General features: G+C 70.8%; 19 protein-coding genes. 9 read left to right on the forward strand and 10 right to left on the reverse strand.

The window, feature by feature from the left end; translation table 11 throughout:
* Positions 1–14: 14 nt before the first annotated feature.
* From rfbB to ACZ418_RS19410, 3 genes are all read right to left on the reverse strand, one after another.
* The gene (rfbB, locus tag ACZ418_RS19400) at positions 15–1,049 is read right to left on the reverse strand and encodes a dTDP-glucose 4,6-dehydratase (RefSeq protein WP_468364089.1); all 1,035 of its coding nucleotides are present in this window, start codon (positions 1,047–1,049) and stop codon (positions 15–17) included.
* Positions 1,046–2,113 carry a glucose-1-phosphate thymidylyltransferase gene (locus ACZ418_RS19405; protein ID WP_468364092.1) on the reverse strand — a complete coding sequence of 356 codons (1,068 nt, stop codon included), beginning with the start codon at positions 2,111–2,113 and terminating at the stop codon, positions 1,046–1,048. The genes rfbB and ACZ418_RS19405 overlap by 4 nt, the downstream gene beginning before the upstream one ends.
* Before the next feature lie 87 nt (positions 2,114–2,200).
* Positions 2,201–3,148, reverse strand: coding sequence for a DMT family transporter (locus ACZ418_RS19410; RefSeq protein WP_468364095.1), 948 nt, complete (start codon positions 3,146–3,148; stop codon positions 2,201–2,203).
* Between the two features lie 211 nt (positions 3,149–3,359).
* On the opposite strand from ACZ418_RS19410, the gene ACZ418_RS19415 reads away from it, so the two are divergent.
* From ACZ418_RS19415 to ACZ418_RS19435, 5 genes are all read left to right on the forward strand, one after another.
* On the forward strand, positions 3,360–4,079 hold the full coding sequence (locus tag ACZ418_RS19415; protein ID WP_468364097.1) for an FAD binding domain-containing protein: 720 nt from the start codon (positions 3,360–3,362) through the stop codon (positions 4,077–4,079).
* 254 nt (positions 4,080–4,333) lie between these two features.
* Positions 4,334–4,801, forward strand: coding sequence for a helix-turn-helix domain-containing protein (locus tag ACZ418_RS19420; protein ID WP_468364099.1), 468 nt, complete (start codon positions 4,334–4,336; stop codon positions 4,799–4,801).
* A gap of 78 nt (positions 4,802–4,879) precedes the next feature.
* Positions 4,880–5,380 (forward strand): hypothetical protein, encoded by a 501-nt coding sequence (locus ACZ418_RS19425; RefSeq protein ID WP_468364102.1) that lies wholly within the window; start codon positions 4,880–4,882, stop codon positions 5,378–5,380.
* Positions 5,381–5,420: 40 nt separating this feature from the next.
* Positions 5,421–5,963 (forward strand): DUF2231 domain-containing protein, encoded by a 543-nt coding sequence (locus tag ACZ418_RS19430; protein WP_468364104.1) that lies wholly within the window; start codon positions 5,421–5,423, stop codon positions 5,961–5,963.
* Between the two features lie 52 nt (positions 5,964–6,015).
* Complete coding sequence (locus tag ACZ418_RS19435; RefSeq protein WP_468364106.1) at positions 6,016–6,444, forward strand: hypothetical protein; 429 nt, start codon at positions 6,016–6,018, stop codon at positions 6,442–6,444.
* 237 nt (positions 6,445–6,681) lie between these two features.
* Here the strand turns inward: ACZ418_RS19435 and ACZ418_RS19440 are convergent, their stop codons facing one another.
* Positions 6,682–8,586 carry a sialidase family protein gene (locus ACZ418_RS19440; RefSeq protein WP_468364109.1) on the reverse strand — a complete coding sequence of 635 codons (1,905 nt, stop codon included), beginning with the start codon at positions 8,584–8,586 and terminating at the stop codon, positions 6,682–6,684.
* A gap of 80 nt (positions 8,587–8,666) precedes the next feature.
* Positions 8,667–9,083, reverse strand: a complete 417-nt coding sequence (locus ACZ418_RS19445; RefSeq protein ID WP_468364112.1) for a hypothetical protein — start codon at positions 9,081–9,083, stop codon at positions 8,667–8,669.
* 996 nt (positions 9,084–10,079) lie between these two features.
* Here ACZ418_RS19445 and ACZ418_RS19450 point away from each other — a divergent pair.
* Positions 10,080–10,325 (forward strand): hypothetical protein, encoded by a 246-nt coding sequence (locus ACZ418_RS19450; protein ID WP_468364115.1) that lies wholly within the window; start codon positions 10,080–10,082, stop codon positions 10,323–10,325.
* A gap of 13 nt (positions 10,326–10,338) precedes the next feature.
* Here the strand turns inward: ACZ418_RS19450 and ACZ418_RS19455 are convergent, their stop codons facing one another.
* The 4 genes from ACZ418_RS19455 to ACZ418_RS19470 form a co-directional block, all read right to left on the reverse strand.
* Positions 10,339–10,659: a hypothetical protein gene (locus tag ACZ418_RS19455; RefSeq protein WP_468364117.1), complete on the reverse strand. Its 321-nt coding sequence runs from the start codon at positions 10,657–10,659 to the stop codon at positions 10,339–10,341.
* A gap of 53 nt (positions 10,660–10,712) precedes the next feature.
* Complete coding sequence (gene tsaA / locus ACZ418_RS19460) at positions 10,713–11,117, reverse strand: tRNA (N6-threonylcarbamoyladenosine(37)-N6)-methyltransferase TrmO (protein WP_468364119.1); 405 nt, start codon at positions 11,115–11,117, stop codon at positions 10,713–10,715.
* Positions 11,118–11,380: 263 nt separating this feature from the next.
* On the reverse strand, positions 11,381–12,121 hold the full coding sequence (locus ACZ418_RS19465) for an ABC transporter permease (RefSeq protein ID WP_468364122.1): 741 nt from the start codon (positions 12,119–12,121) through the stop codon (positions 11,381–11,383).
* Between the two features lie 18 nt (positions 12,122–12,139).
* Positions 12,140–12,895, reverse strand: coding sequence for an ABC transporter ATP-binding protein (locus ACZ418_RS19470; RefSeq protein ID WP_468364125.1), 756 nt, complete (start codon positions 12,893–12,895; stop codon positions 12,140–12,142).
* Between the two features lie 39 nt (positions 12,896–12,934).
* Between ACZ418_RS19470 and ACZ418_RS19475 the strand changes: the two genes are divergently transcribed.
* The 3 genes from ACZ418_RS19475 (at position 12,935) to ACZ418_RS19485 (ending at position 15,057) form a co-directional block, all read left to right on the forward strand.
* The gene (locus tag ACZ418_RS19475) at positions 12,935–13,069 is read left to right on the forward strand and encodes a hypothetical protein (RefSeq protein ID WP_468364127.1); all 135 of its coding nucleotides are present in this window, start codon (positions 12,935–12,937) and stop codon (positions 13,067–13,069) included.
* Positions 13,070–13,156: 87 nt separating this feature from the next.
* A complete protein-coding gene (locus ACZ418_RS19480; protein WP_468364130.1) occupies positions 13,157–14,386 on the forward strand; it encodes a sensor histidine kinase in 1,230 nt (409 codons plus the stop codon).
* A complete protein-coding gene (locus tag ACZ418_RS19485) occupies positions 14,383–15,057 on the forward strand; it encodes a response regulator transcription factor (RefSeq protein WP_468364132.1) in 675 nt (224 codons plus the stop codon). Before ACZ418_RS19480 ends, ACZ418_RS19485 begins: the two co-directional genes overlap by 4 nt.
* Before the next feature lie 2 nt (positions 15,058–15,059).
* Here ACZ418_RS19485 and ACZ418_RS19490 read toward each other — a convergent pair whose 3' ends face one another.
* Entirely contained in the window at positions 15,060–15,827 is a 768-nt protein-coding gene (locus ACZ418_RS19490; RefSeq protein WP_468364135.1) for a DUF899 domain-containing protein, read from the reverse strand.

The raw sequence follows: 15,827 nt of genomic DNA on the forward strand, positions 1-15,827 counted from the left end.
TTCCCTGTTCGTCGTCAAAGGCTGTCGATACGGCATTTCAGCGCCGCGCGCTCCTTCAGCGGCTCCCACCAGGCGCGGTTCTCGCGGTACCAAGTGACCGTCTCCGCAAGGCCGGTGGCGAAGTCCTTGCGGGGCCGGTAGCCGAGCTCTTCGCGGATCTTCGTGCAGTCCACGGAGTAACGGCGGTCGTGGCCCTTGCGGTCGGCGACGTACTCGACGCTGGTGTCCCAGTCGGCGCCGCAGGCCTCCAGCAGCAGCGCGGTCAGCTCCTTGTTGGTCAACTCGGTGCCGCCGCCGATGTTGTAGACCTCACCGGCGCGGCCCTTGGTGCGCACCAGCTCGATGCCCTGGACGTGGTCGTCGATGTGCAGCCAGTCGCGGATGTTGCCGCCGTCGCCGTACAGCGGGACCTTCCTGCCGTCCAGCAGGTTCGTGATGAACAGCGGGATGACCTTCTCGGGGAAGTGGTGGTGCCCGTAGTTGTTGGAGCAGCGGGTCACCCGCACGTCGAGGCCGTGGGTGCGGTGGTGGGCGAGGGCGATCAGATCGCCGGCCGCTTTGGAGGCGGCGTACGGGGAGTTGGGGCGCAGCGGGTCCGTCTCCGGCCAGGAGCCGAAGTCGACGGAGCCGTACACCTCGTCCGTGGAGATGTGCACGAACGTCTTCGAACCTCCGTGGCGCAGCGCCGCGTCCAGCAGTGTCTGCGTGCCCAGGACGTTGGTCCGGACGAACTCGGTGGCGGCCAGAATCGAGCGGTCCACATGTGACTCGGCGGCGAAGTGGACCACCTGGTCGTGCTCGGCGAGGAGCTCGTCGACCAGCGCGGCGTCACAGATGTCACCCTGCACGAAGGTGAATCCCGGGTGATCGCGCACCTCGTCGAGATTGGCCGGGTTGCCCGCGTAGGTGAGCTTGTCCAGCACCGTGACCGCCACATCACCCGGGCCGGCCGGGCCGAGCAGCGTGCGGACGTAGTGCGAGCCGATGAAACCGGCACCGCCGGTCACCAGAATCCGGGTCGGGTGGGCGGGAGCGGAGGTGGCCGTCATGAAGAGATCTGTACCTTGCTGTGGTCGCCGAGGACGAAACGGTGGGCGGCAGGCTTGCGGGGCGAGGGAGTCACCTCGACGTTGCGTCCGATGAGGGAGGCCTCCACCCGCCGGACCCCGCTCATCGAGGAGTCGCGCAGCACGATCGAGTACTCGATCTCGCTGTCGTCGATCCGGCAGTCGCCGGCGATCGAGGTGAAGGGGCCGATGTACGAGTCTGTGATCACGGTGTTCGCACCGATGACCACCGGGCCCACGATCCGGCTGCCGGTGACCTTCGCCCCGGCCTCGATCCGCACCCGGCCGATGATCTCGCTGTCGGCGTCGACCGTGCCGTCGATCCGGCGCTCCAGGGTCTCCAGGACCGAGCGGTTGACCTCGAGCATGTCGGTGACGTTCCCGGTGTCCTTCCAGTACCCGGAGATGATCGTGGAACGCACATCACGTCCGGCGTCGATCAGCCACTGGACGGCATGCGTGATCTCCAACTCGCCGCGCCAGGACGGCTGGATGGAGCGCACCGCCTCATGGATCGCCGGGGAGAACAGATACACGCCCACCAGAGCCAGCTCGCTCTTGGGATGCCGGGGCTTCTCCTCCAGGCCGATCACCTGGCCCGCCGCGTCCAGCTCGGCCACTCCGAACGCGGTCGGGTCCGGCACCTTCGTCAACAGGATCTGCGCCTCGGGCCGCTCGCTGCGGAAGGCGTCCACCAGATCCGTGATGCCTCCGACGACGAAGTTGTCACCGAGGTACATCACGAAGTCGTCGTCGCCCAGGAACTCACGGGCGATCAGCACGGCATGGGCCAGACCCAGCGGCGCCGCCTGCGGGATGTAGGTGACGTCGAGGCCGAACGCGGAACCGTCGCCGACTGCCTCCCGGATCTCCTCCGCGGTGTCCCCGACGATGATCCCGACCTCGCTGATGCCAGCCTCGGCGATCGCCTCCAGACCGTAGAACAGCACCGGCTTGTTCGCGACCGGTACAAGTTGCTTCGCCGAAGTATGGGTGATGGGGCGCAATCGGGTACCTGAGCCACCAGACAGCAAAAGTGCCTTCATGCATATCACCCTACTTACGCCGGACTTGCTGACGGGGGGATTCCGCACGCGAGGGGTTCCGGCAACAGGCGCGATCCGGGCGGGCCGCTATCCGGAGCGTGCCGGTGCCGGCGAAGGGTCCGCCGTGGCCGTGGGTGCCGGATCCGCGGCCCTTGCGCCGGGAACGCCGCGTGGACGCAGGCCACCGACCAGACCGAGGATCAGCACGGTGATGCCCAGCCACACCGACGGCCTCGGCGCGCCGCTGCCCGAGACGGCGCCGACGACCGCCGCGGCAAGCGGCGCGATGCCCGTGAGCAACCCCGCTCGCCCGGCTCCTACGGCGCGGACCGTCGAGTACCACAGCACGAAGGCGACCGCCGTCACCAGCAAAGCCAGATATCCGGCGGCCGCCCACTGCGACCCGGACAACTCCCGTACGGCCGACGGCCCTTCCGTCGCCGTGCCGAGGACGCCCAGCAGCACAGCGGCCAGCCACATCGCGTGCACGGACACTCCCCACGGCGAGTGCCGCCGCAGTACCGGCACCGCGAGCAGCGTGAACGCGGCCTCGCAGCCCAGGGCCAGCGCGGCCCAGGCCACCCCGACGGCATCGGTGCGGCCCGTTCCCTCCACCAGCACCGCACCCGCCATGACGACCGGAGCGGCCCACAGGACCTGCCGGCTCGGCCTGCGCCGCTCCAGCACCGGACCCACCACCCCGAGAACCACCGGCACACAGGCGACCGCGACGGCGACCACCGCGGGCTCCGCATGATCGACGCCCCGGACCACGGCCACGTTGAACAGGACCAGACCGGTGATTGCGATCCCGGCCAGCCACAGCCACTCCCGGCCCCGTGGCCACATCAGCCGAGCACCGGCGAGTCGCGCCATGACCAGGAGGATCACGGTCGCGGCCGCGTAGCGGACCGCCTGGGTGGTGAACAGCGGGGCGTCGACGAGCGTGCGTGAGACGGTGACGCTGCTGCCGACCAGCGCCATCCCGACCATGCCGGGGACGAGCTGGGCGAACGAAGCGGAAGGTGTGTCCATAACGCCCACGCTGCCCTCGCCGGGGACGTCATGGACAGGTCCACACTGCCACCGGTGCAGGGGTCCAAAATGAGACCAGATCGCGCACGGCGTGCTCGTGTGAGCCCTGTATGCGCCCCCGCCCGGGCGAGAAGACTGCCTTGGCGAGGGCGGTTGGCCAACGCATACTCACCGCCTTCGGTCAACTCCTGAGGAAGGCAGGCCGGTCGCTGTGTTGTTGCGTTTCCCCGCGTCGGTGTCCGAAGCGCAGGAGTACCTGGCCGAGGGGGCCGTGCCGATCGGCGGGGCCACGCTCGTATGGGCCACATGGCAGCGGGACGGCTTCCCCGAGCTGGCCATGTCCCTGCGGGATGTGCCGGAGGCCAACGTGCTGGGTCGGGAGACCGTGGGCGGCGCCGTGGTCCTGCACCGCATGGACGACCGGGTGCCGGACGTGCTGCGCCTCGCGGCCGCCGCAGTGGGCACCGGGGCCGTACGGCGGACGGCGACGGTCGGCGGCAACCTCGTCGGCAGCGCGCTGCGCTGCCTGCTGCCCGCGGCGATCGTCCTGGACGCCCGGGCGACGGTGCTGGAATCCGACGGCGTCCATGAGACGGACCTGGCCGAGCTGGTGGCCAAGCGTCCCGTCCTGCTCAGCCTGCGCTGGCGTGAACCGATCGCCTGTGCGTATCGGAAACTGGCGGGCGAGGCAGGCGGACCGCCGCCTCTCGTCGTCGCCTCGGCGGTGCACGTCGACGACGGTGGCGACAGGCTGCGGATCGCCGTACGCGACGGTTATGACGTGCTCAGCGGCAGCGCCCCGTGCGGCACCGACCCCGAGGAGGCCCTGCACGCGCTGCGTGTGACGGCCTTCGGCGACCTGCCGGCCGCCGCGTGGGACGTCGTACGCTCACAGGTCACCGGCCTGCTGGGCGGGCGTGGCACGGACTGAGCCGCGGCCGGGGCAATCTCGTCCAAGGTCGTTTTCGTATGACGTGCATGGGAGGGAAACCTCCTGGACAACAGCACAATCGAAGAGTTTCGCCAATACTTATGGGCGATATAACGGGCGAGTGGGACTGGACCACGCCTCGCTGACCAGCCTGGCCGCACGGTCTGCTCCAGGCCCGGTACGCATCTCCGACGGGCATCCGCAAGGTCGGACGCAGGCCCAAGGTCTATGAGCCGACGGGCGAGGCCATCGCGGTGAGCATCCCGGAGCGTCGCTACGGAATGCTGGCCGACGTCCTCACCGAGGCCGTGCTCACCGAGACCGACGGCGAATCGGCCCGCGACGCCGCGCTCCGCGTCGCGTACGCGCGCGGGGAAGCCCTCGGCGGCGCCGAGCGCGAGCGGGTGCGTCCCGGACGCCTCGGTGCCGAGCGCGGACTGGGCGTGGCGGCCGAGGCGCTCGAGGAGTTCGGCTTCGAGCCCGAGCGCACCGCACCCACCCTGCTGCGGCTGCGCAACTGTCCCTTCCATCCCATGGCGGCCAAGGCCCCGGAACTGGTGTGCGCCGTCAACCAGGCGTTCCTGGCCGGCTATCTGCACGGCCTGGGAAGCGACAGGACCACAGCGGTGCTCGCCCCGCGACCCGGCGCATGCTGCGTGGAACTGCGCGGTGAGCGCACGCCGGGAGGCAGTCCAGAGGCGGGCACCGCCTGCGAGCGGTGAACACAGGCGTGGCCAACCGCCTGCGGCCACCGTCCCGCGGTTGGGGTGCTCCCTGCACGACAACAGCTGGAGTCACCGATGAACTCCACCTCCGCGACCGAAGTCGCCCTCAGAGGACTGGGAGTGTGCTGCGCCACCGGCAACGTGGTGCTGCATGCCGTCCTCATTCCTGATCACCTCGAGGAGAAGTTCTACATCGGCGTTCTGTTCGCCGTGGGCGGTGTCGTCATGCTCTTCGTGGCGGCGGCACTGGTGGCCTTGGCGCGCCCCATGGTCGCCTGGCTGACCGGGGCCCTCGTCAGCCTCGGCATGATCGTCGGATTTCTGCTGTCGCGGACCGTCGGCCTGCCGGCCGGCTACCACGAAGCCGGCTGGGATCCGCCGTACGGCCCGCTGTCCCTGGTCGTCGAAGGGCTGTTCGTCCTTGCTTTCCTCGCCTGGCTGGGACGTCCGACGACCGGTGGCGCGCCGAGACCGCCGTACGCGGCGGACCGAGTGCGGACCGCGTGGTCGGATCTCGCCCGAGAGGATGACGGCCACTTGACCCATGGCCCGAATAAGACCAACAATCGTTGGTGAAATAACTCGACGGCCGGCTCAAGGGCGAGGTGCCTGCCATATGACCGTGGACAGTGATCTCAAGGGCCTGCGGCAGGCCAAGCAGCCGGTCAGCGGCGCGCTGGCAGGGCCGTACGGGCATCCGTTCCATCCGATCCTGGTGACCGTGCCGATCGGGGCCTGGATGTGCAGCCTGGTCTTCGACATCGCCTCGCGGATCGTGCACCGGCCGGCCTTTCTGGTCCACGGCTCGACCTGGCTGATCGCCATCGGCGTGCTGGGTGCGCTGGCGGCGGCCTGCCTGGGGTTCCTGGACCTGTTCGCCATTCCGACCGGCACGCCGGCCTTCCGCACGGGCCTGGTGCACATGGGGCTGAACCTGGCCGTGACCGCCGCCTACGCGGCCGGTTTCGCCTGGCGGCAGGGCGGCGGGCACCCGGAAGGGCAGGGCGTCGGATACGGGCAACTGGCGCTCTCCGCCGTCTCGCTCGCCGCCCTCGGCATGTCCGGCTACCTCGGCGGCAAGCTCGCCTACCGCTACGGCGTACGCGTCGCCGAGGAGTCCGTACAGGCCGAGGGCTACCGCACCCGGCACCGCCCCTGACCGGCAGTCCGGTCCTCACCACACCCGCACCTCGGAACCATGGGAGTACGACATGGACATCGCCGCGCTTGTCGCCTGGGTGGTCACCGCCCTCGGCGGATTCGTCCTGCTGGCCCGCTGGATCGCCCGCGGCGGCCTGCGCCAGCAGCAGACGGGGACGACCCGCTTCCCGGCCCCCGTCGTCTTCGGCCACTTCCTGCTCGCGGCGGCCGGACTGGTCGTCTGGATCGTCTATCTCGCGGCCGACCGGTCGGCCCTGGCCTGGACGTCCTTCGGCATCCTCGTCGCCGTCGCACTGCTCGGCTTCACGATGTTCGCCCGCTGGGTCCCCGTGTACCGCACCGCCCCGGCCGCCGCAGGCGAGGAATCGACGCCCGCGGAACGGCATCTGCCCGTCCCCGTCGTCGCGGCCCATGGCCTTCTCGGTGCCGCGACCCTGGTCCTGGTTCTGCTGGCGGCACTGGGAGTCGGCGGCAGCTGACAAGGGCAGCGGCTGCGGCGAGGTCGGCGCCGTCGCAGCGCGCGCAGCAAGATCTCCCGCAGGGGCGATTCCCGGCGCCTCGAAGCGGCACCAAGCCGAAGAGGCGGCAGGCGCGTTGAACCTCCGCCTCACGCGTCGAACCTCCGCCTCACGGACAACGGCGGTCGATGCTGCCCGAGCGGCGGGCGGGTGCGCCCCTGTGTTGCCTGCCGGAGCGCACCCGCGTGCCGTCCTGGGTCAGTGCCGGGTCGGGAGGGGTCGGGTGGTGTGCGATGCGGCGACGGTGGCGGCACCTCGGGTCGAGGAGGCTGTGCTGCCGCCGGTGACGGTGAGCGGGCCGGCGGTGTAGAGCGCCTCGTCGAAGGCCTGGCCGCCGGCCGGGGCCTTGCCGACGGCGAAGACGGAGACCGCCTTGCCACCGATGACGGAGGTGGAGAGGTAGTCGCCGACCATGCTGCCCTGGGTGGTGCTCGCTATCTGGGACAGGGACATGGGGCCGGCGATGGTGGTCGGGCTGCTCCAGGTGCTGCCGCCGTTGGCGGAGGAGAGGTAGCCGACCTCCAACTGGCAGGTGGAGGCGGTGCAGTTGGCGCTCGGGTAGAAGTAGTAGTAGAGGCCGATCTTCGCCGTCGTGCCGGAGGTGGCGGGGTCGATGCCGATGCCCGGGATGAAGTGGTCGACGCCGCTGGTGGTGGCGTCGATGGGAACCCGGGTCACGGGTGACCAGGTGGTGCCGTTGGCGGAGGTGGCGTAGACGATGTCGTTGGCCGGGCAGCCGGAGCGGAAGCGGCAGTCCTGCCAGGCGACGTAGATCTTGCCGGAGCCGTCGATCTCGGCGGACGGCAGACCCTCACCGTCGCGGAGATTGCCGGCGACGCCGTGGCTGGAGACGTTGGCGATCAGCGTGCTGGAGGACCAGCTGGCGCCGCCGTTGGTCGAGTTGAAGGCACGCACGGCGCTGCCGTTGGCCGAGTAGGGGACCACGACCGTGCCGCCCGGCTGGACCAGGGGCTGGCCGCCCAGGCCGCTCGGGCCTCCGGACGGGGCCACTGGCGTCGACCAGGTGGCTCCGCCGTCGGTGGAGCGGCTCATCACCACCGCGTTGCCCGAGGACGTGATGTCGACCTCGACGTAGCAGGTGCCGTAGTAGGGGCTGGTGCCGTAGTTGTCGCAGACGATCCACTCCTTGTCGTAGCCCTGGCCGTCGTTGCCGACCGCGATCACCGGGTTCTGCCAGCTCGTGCCGTTCGTGGAGCGGCTCACGCTGACGCCGGCGCCGTTGACGTTCGAGTCGATGACCAGTCCGGCGACCATCCAGGTGCCGTGCTTGGCGTCGTAGGCCACGGCCGGGTCGGAGACGCGGGCCCAGGTGCCGCCCTGGTAGGTGGTGATGCCGGGCAGCATGCCGTGCTGCCAGGTGGTGCCGCCGTCGGTGGAGGTGTTCCAGCCGATGTCGGAGGCGCCGCCGTCGGTGAACCGGCCGACCTGGGAGGAGGCGACGATCGTGTTGCCGTGAGCGAAGGTGTCCGGTTCGAGCTCGGTGGCGTGCTGGCTGGAGGAGTTGGTGAACGGGTCGGTACTGACCTGGGTCAGTCCGGGCGGCGGGGCCGCAGTGCTGAAGGCGACGTCGTCGTAGAGGGTGTAGGTGGCGTCGCCCGCGTAGTTGTCGTCGTGACTGACGAGTTTGAGGGTGTAGCTGTGCCCGGCGGTCACGGACGACGTGACCTGCTTCCAGCCCTGACCGCTGGTGCAGGTCTTGGCCAGTGCGGTCGTCGTGGTGCCGGTCGTGGTGTCGGTCAGGGTGGCCGTGGCCCAGTCGTAGGTGAGCGTGTCGGGGCAGGTCACGCTGTACCAGAACGACAGCTGATCGGCGCCGGCCGGCGCCGTGAAGGTCTGGGTGATGGAGGAGTCGCCGTTGGTGGGCGAGGTGCCGCCGACCCGGGCGGCGTACGTACCGGCGTGGGCGCCGGAGTTGACGACGGCCGTGGTACCCGTGGCGGTCCAGCCGGTCAGACTGCCGGATTCGAAGCCGCCGTTGGAGACGTCGGCCAGCGCCGGGTGCGAGACGAGGAGCAGACCGCCTAACGAGAGCAGAGCGGTGGTGGCGGTCGCCACGGATCTGCGGACAGCAGTGCGCGACATGAGGAGACCCCTTGTCGTGGAGGGAGTGTCGGACGGGGTCGCCGACGTGAGGCCGGCGGCCCCTGGGACGACGCGGTGGATCAGGACAGGGTCACGTCGTCGTAGCGGGTGTACGTGGCGTCACCCGTCCAGTTGTCGTCATGGCTGATCAGGGTGAGCGTGTAGCTGTGCCCGGCCGTGACCGGGGCGGTCTTCTGGAGCCAGCCGGAGGACGACACGCAGGTCTTGGCCAGCACGGTGGTGGTCGTGCCGGTGGTGTTGTCCTTGAGCGTGGCCGTGGCCCAGTCGTAGGTGTGCGTGTCCGGGCAGGTGACGTTGTAGTAGAAGCCGAGCGTGCTGGTCCCGGACGGCGCGGTGAACGTCTGGGCGATCGAGGAGTCACCGTTGGTCGGTGACGTGCTGCCGGCCCGGGCCGCGTACGTACCGCTGTGCGCCCCCGAGTTCACGACGGCCGTGGTACCCGCGGGAGTCCAGCCGGTCAGACTGCCCGCCTCCAAGCCGCCGTTGGTGATCCCGCCGCTTCGGTGGCCCCCGACTTGGAGTACACCGCGTAGGCGGTGTTCACGGTCTCGACGATCTGGCTGGAGCCGACGGCGGCGTTCGGGTCCGGCGGGACACCGGTGATCGAGTAGTTGCCGGCGCCGACGCCCTCGAAGTTCGTGCCGGTCGAGGGGGCGGAGGGTCCGCGGGGCTGGACTGCACGACCGGATCGGGGACCGGGGAGGCGGGCGGATGCGGCGGCCGCTCCTCGCCGGGGTCGTCGTCCTGCTCCTTCTTGCCGTGGTGGCCGTGGTGCGGGTGGGCGGCCATGGAGCGCAGAGTGGGGGAGGTGTCGTGCCGGACGGCGGGGCCGGTGTCGGCCGAGCGGTGGGCCGTCGGGGTGGGGGGATGCGGGGTCGGCCTGCGCGGCCGGAGCGCAGAGCCAGAGAGCGGGAACTGCGGTCAGGATCGCGGTGAGCGCGGCTGTGCGGCCGCGTCTGCGTCTGCGTCTGGATCGGGACACGGAACATCCTTTCGGGCAGCCGGAGATCGTCCGGCATGTGGGGAGAGAAGGACGTTCACGCCGATGGAGCGCGTGTTCGCAATCCGGCATGGTTGCACTGGACATGTCAGGCAACAAGAGGGAAGGCGCCAGGGTGGCGCGAAGCAACCGAGAATTTACGGAGTACAGTCAACTCACAGCGAAAGCAGAGGGTTTCCTCTGTACCGCCGAAGGGATTTCTCCTGGGGGCATCGTGAGACACCGCCACTCGGGCGCCCGATCACTGGCTGTTGTCGCCGTCATGGTTTCAGCCGCTGCCTGCGGCTCCGGTGCCGGGGGCACGCGGCCTGCCAAGACGCGCTCCTCCGCCTCCTCTTCGACCCGATCGTCTCGAGGAAGCCCGACCCCCGTCGGCTCGTCTGCGTCCGCCACGACCCGCCGGTGCCTCAGCGGCACCGTCACGGTCCGCTGCCCGCCTGCCGACAACCCCCTGCGCACCGCCTGCGTCCACGTGGGTACGACGATCCACATCACCCTGAAGCCGCCGCCCCACTACGGCTGGGCGCCAGTCACGAGCTCGGACCCGCAGACGGTGCCACTGCTGGACGACCATGTCGCACCGGACGGGACCCGTTCCGCCACCGCGCGCGCCGCCTCTGCCGGTACCGCCACGCTCAACTCGGCCGACACCTACACCCCCGATCCGCACGGCCCGAGCTCGCGCGCCTGGCGACCGACCCTCACCGTGATCCCGTGAAAAGTCCGTACGCCTACGCCGGTTCGACATCCACCAGCAGTCGCCACAGCCGCGTCTGCGGCCCGAACCGATCCCCGCGGAACGACGACGTCGACCGCAACTCCGCCGTACCGGCCCCGACCGCCCGGACGGTGGCCCGCACAGTGCCGTCGGCCGTTTCCGCCGTGATCACCCTCAGGGGTCCGGTGACCCCGGCGACCGGCGTCCACCCATAGGCGGCTGATCCGTGCAAAGTCACGACGACCTCGTCGCCCACCCGCACATGCAGCGGCGGCCCCGGCGGATCCCCGGGACGGTGGACTACGTACACCTGCCTTGCCTCGTGGTCAGCCACGTCACGAACGCTAGCCGGTGGACCTCCGTTCCACGAAGGCCAGGGCCCGGCCGTCAACGATCCGGAGTCAGGAGGGGTTTGACGTCCAGGATCGGGGTCGAGTCGAGCGCTTCGAGGCTGCGGACGTGGACGCGCGTTCCGGCGACGGCGAGGATGCGGACGGTGTGCAGGCCGATCGGGTTGGGGCGGTCGGGCGCGCGGGTCGAGAAGACGCCGGTGAGCGGGCGGCTGGTGTCGCCGCGCGGGCGGACGCTGAGCGTGTCGCGGTCGGCGCGGTCGAGCCAGGTGAGCAGCAGCACGTCGGTGCCCGGGGTCAGTCCGTCCAGGGCGCGGGCGTACCGGTCCTCGAAGACGAGCCAGGCGTCGGGGGCTCCCTCGTCGGGCTGTCGGGGAGCCGCCGCCCGATCGGTCAACGGTGATTCGACGTGCCCGATCGGGCGCAGTGTGTATGCCGTCAACGGTCTCAGTCCTTTCCTGGCCGCGCAGATGCAGGGAACGGCCGCCATGTGCCCGTCACTTGACATACCGACGGGGTCTGCGGGGTCGTGAGTTCATGGCGTCTCTGATCAACCGAGCGATCCTATGCGCAGCGAACCCACGCCGGGCTACCCCGCCGTCGGCCCCCATACCGTCGCTGAGCTGTTCAGCGAGCTGTCCGGGCCGACGGCGAGATAGCCGCCTTGGCGTCGGGCAAGCGCTCCCCACTGGGCCCGGCGCGGTGTCAGGACACGTCGCGCCGCACGGAGGTGGTGACGGCGAGCGCCGCGAAGATGAGCGTGTACACGGCGAGGACGGCGCCCCCGCCCCAGCGGGGCAGCAGGTCTCCGGTCGTCATGGCCTTGGCGCCGGCGCCGAGGGCCTGGCCGGCGTTGAACGGCAGCCAGCGGGCGAGGTCGCCGACCAACTGGCCGACGATGCCCTCGATGAGGGCGACCCATGCCAGGGCGACGGCGATCGCGCCGACGAGGCTGCGGATGAGCGCGCCGACCCCCACGCCGATGGCGGCGAAGGCGGCGTTCCAGGCGATGCCGCCGCCGATCGTCGCCCACATCGACGAGTCCGACCACGCGAAGGAAACGCCCTTGTCGGCCCACCAGGCAGCGGCGACGCCGAGGCCGACGAGGCTGCTCACCACGCCGGACAGCGCGCCGAAGACCGCGTGGACCACAAGCTTCGCGCCGATGACACGGCCGCGGGCGGGAGTGCTGAGGTAGGTGTCGGTGATCGTCTTGTGCCGGTACTCCCCGGCGACCGCGAGGATCCCGAAGACCAGTGTGAGGATCGAGGTCAGGCCCACATGCGCGAGCGCGCCGCTCTGCGCGGCCGTGTCGAGCGGCTTGTCGCCCGAGACCACCAGACCGCTGACGCCGGCGGTCACCAGCACGGGGGACGCGGCCAGGAGCAGCCACGGGCTGCGGACGGTGCGCAGTTTCAGCACCTCGGTACGGAGGAGGGTGTGCATGGCGTTGGCTCCTTGCGTTCAGCCGCGGGCCGGCGCTGTCGTGGCGCCGGCCGCCGGGTCGGTGCCGGGGACGGAGGTGAGCCGGAGGACCGCGGCTTCGAGCGTCTCTCCCTTGGCGGCGGTCAGCTCGGCCAGCGGGCCCGCGTGGCGCAGCGCCCCACCGGCGACGATGACCACGCGGTCCACGGTCTGCGCCACCTCGCTCAGCACATGGCTGGACATCAGGACCGTACGGCCTTCGTCGGCCAGTCCGCGCAGCAGGTCCCGCAGGTCCGCCATGCCGGCCGGGTCGAGTCCGTTGGCGGGTTCGTCCAGGACGAGCACCTCCGGGTCACCGAGCAGGGCGGAGGCGAGGCCCAGCCGCTGGCGCATGCCGAGCGAGTAGCCGCCCACCCGCCGCTGCGCCGCGTCGGCCAGGCCGACCCGGTCCAGCACCTCGTCGACGCGCGCGGCCGGAAGGCCACCGGCCTGGGCGAGGATCCGCAGGTGGTCGCGGCCGCGCCGGCCGGGATGGAAGCCGGTCGCCTCCAGCACGGCGCCGACGAGCCGCCTCGGTTCCTGCAGATCGGCGTAGCGGCGGCCGTCGATCAGCGCGCGGCCCGCGGTGGGCGTGATCAGGCCCAGCAGCATGCGCAGCGTGGTGGTCTTGCCGGCGCCGTTCGGGCCGAGGAACCCGGTCACCACTCCGGGCTCCACGGTGAACGTCAGGTCGTCGACCGCGGTCATGCCGCCGTACCGCTTGGTGAGGCCGTCGATCGTGATGCCGCCGTTCATCGCGTCCTCCGGCTGAGGACCGGCCGAAAGGTGGGGTGCATGGAGACTCTCCGTTTCCGTGTGGTCGAGGGATGTGCCGACGCCCGGCCCGCGGGCGCTGTCATCACCCTCCTGGTCCGGCCACGGGGTGTCGTCGCCCTGGCGCGGCAACCCCGGCTACCGCGCGCACGGTGACCGCACGGCCGCCTACCGCGCCCGCGGTAGGCCGGGTTACCGCGCGGGGCCGACGGCACCGCTGACCTGCCTGCCTATCGTTGAGGGATGGACATGTTCGGCCACTTGCGTCGCGCCGCTCGCCGCCATGCGCATCTGGCGGACGCGACGATCGCCGCGGCCGTTTTCGCCGCCACTCTGCTGACCGCGTTCGCCGGACACAGCGGAACCGCCGGCCGTAACAGCACCGGGGCGCTCGTGGCCGCCGTGCTCGCCTGTGGGGTGCTGGCCGGACGGCGTCGTCGGCCGTTGGCGACCCTGGCGGTCAGCGCCGCGGCCGCGGAGGTGTTCCTCGCCGAAACCGGCGGCACCGGCGGGGTACTGGTCCTGCTCGCCCCGTTGATCGCCCTCTACACGGTTGCCGACCTGGTCGAACGCCGACGCGGCCTGGTCCTCGGCGCTGCGGCGGTGGCCGCGCTCGCCCTCATCCACGCGGTGCACAAACCGGCGCTGCTCGGCCCGCAGAACCTGGCGTTCATCGCGCTGGGCGGTCTGGCGATCGCCGCCGGGGACTCCTCGCGCAACCGCCGCGCCTACCTCGCCGAGGTCGAGCAGCGTGCCGAACGGGCCGAACGCGAACGCGAGCAGGACACGCGGCGCCGGATCGCCGAGGAGCGACTGCGCATCGCCCGCGATCTGCACGACTGCGTGGGACACCAACTCGCGCTCATCAGCGTGCAGTCCAACGTCGCCGGGCAGGCCCTCGACCGCGATGTCGCGGGAGCCCGTGAGGCCATCGCCCATGTGAAGTCCGCCAGCCGCAAGGCCCTCGGGGAACTGCGTGACACCGTCAGTCTGCTCCGACAGCCCGGAGACCCCGTCGCCCCCACCGCGATCCCTGCGCCCGGCCTCGACGGACTCGATGAGCTGCTCGCCTCGCTGCGCGCTTCCGGCCTGGACATCGACTGCCGAGTCGCCGGAAGTGTCGTTCCCCTGGCCCCCGCGGCCGACCTCACCGCATACCGCGTGATCCAGGAGTCGCTGACCAACGTATACAAGCACTCCAGCCGGCGGCAGGCACGCCTGACACTGAGCTACGACGCCCATGAACTGCGCATCACCGTCGAGGACCTCGCGGGCGGGAGCACGGGGACCGACGCGCACGGAGCCGACAGCGGGCGTCTGTCGGGCGACCGGCACGGCATCGTCGGCATGCGCGAGAGGGTCCTCGCCCTCGGCGGCCGTTTCGCCGCGGGGCCGCGCCCGGACGGTACCTTCCAGGTGACCGCCGACCTGCCCTGCCAGCCCCTCGATCTCGCCCCGGAGCCCGCCCCGTGACCATCCGCGTAGTCATCGCCGACGACCAGCCCGTGGTGCGCACCGGCTTCAAGGCCCTGATCGAGCCGGCGCCGGACCTGGAGGTGGTGGGCGAGGCCGGTGACGGGCGCGAGGCGGTGCGGCTGGCCAGAGCCGCCCAGGCCGACCTGGTCCTCATGGACATCCGTATGCCCGTCCTGGACGGTCTCGCGGCGACCCGCCTGATCACCGGGGACGAGGACCTCGCCGGGGTGAAGGTGCTGATCCTGACCACCTTCGAGATCGACGAGTACGTCTTCGAAGCGCTTCGTGCCGGTGCCAGCGGCTTCCTGGGGAAGGGGGCCGACGCAGAGGAGCTGGTGCAGGCCATCCGCACGGTCAGCCGCGGCGACGCACTGCTGTCACCCGCCGCGACCAGAACCCTCATCAGCCGCTTCCTCGCCACCCCCGCCGTCCCGGGTCCCTTGGACGAGGCGGCCCGCCGCGGGCTGGAGGCGCTCACCGACCGCGAACGGCAGATCACCGCGCTGGTGGCGACCGGGCTGTCCAACGACGACATCGCCGGCCGGCTCGTGCTCAGCCCCGCAACGGTCAAGACCCACGTCAACCGCGCCATGGCCAAGGTCGGCGCCCGTGACCGCGCTCAACTCGTCGTCTTCGCCCACCGCAGCGGCCTGATCAGGTCGCTGTAGGCTCACTGGTTGTCGTACTCGTCGTGGCGGCGCCACCAGAAGCCGGTCTCGTTGCGGCCGAGCGGCGCACGGTCGAGCCACTGGTACATGCCCCACAGGGCGTCCAGCCCGCGCGCGTACGCCGAATAGGTGTGGTAGACCTCGCCGTCCTGCAGCGCGAACGCGCTCACGCCGGGTCCTTCCCGCCGGTAGGTCTCCCAGTCCGTGCCGACGATCGACCGGCTGAAGGCGTCGCGGGAACTCTGCTCGTCGTCCGTCGCCGGCCGCATGTCCTCCTCGCCGAAGTTGTAGGCGACGAGTCCCGCTTCCCACTCCTCCTTGGTGTGCGCCACCCCGAAGTCGAAGTTGAAGTCACTGCCGTGGGACGACGCCCACGGCAAAGTCCAGCCCATGCGCTGCCGGTAGGCGTGGAGCTGGGCGAGCGGGGCTCGCGACGCCGCCCAGAACATGACGTCGTGGTGGGCGAGATGGACCACGGAGCCGTTGAAGCCGTCGGCGATCGCCGAGCAGGACGGGCATCCGGCGGTGTAGTCGGGCCCGAACATGAAGTGGTAGACGAGCAGCTGCGAGCGTCCCCGGAACAGGTCGGCGAGCGACGCCGTCCCCTCGCCGGTCTCGAAGCGGTAGTCCTTGTCGACCCGGACCCAGGGCAGCTCCTGCCGCCTCCGGGCCAGCTCGTCGCCGCGCCGGGTCAGCTCCTTCTCCGCCTGGAGCAGCTCCAGCCTCGCGGCGAGCCACTCCTCGCGTGTCCCTGTCCTGTGGCTGGTCAT

It is taken from the genome of Streptomyces sp. NPDC030820 (genome assembly GCF_055572075.1).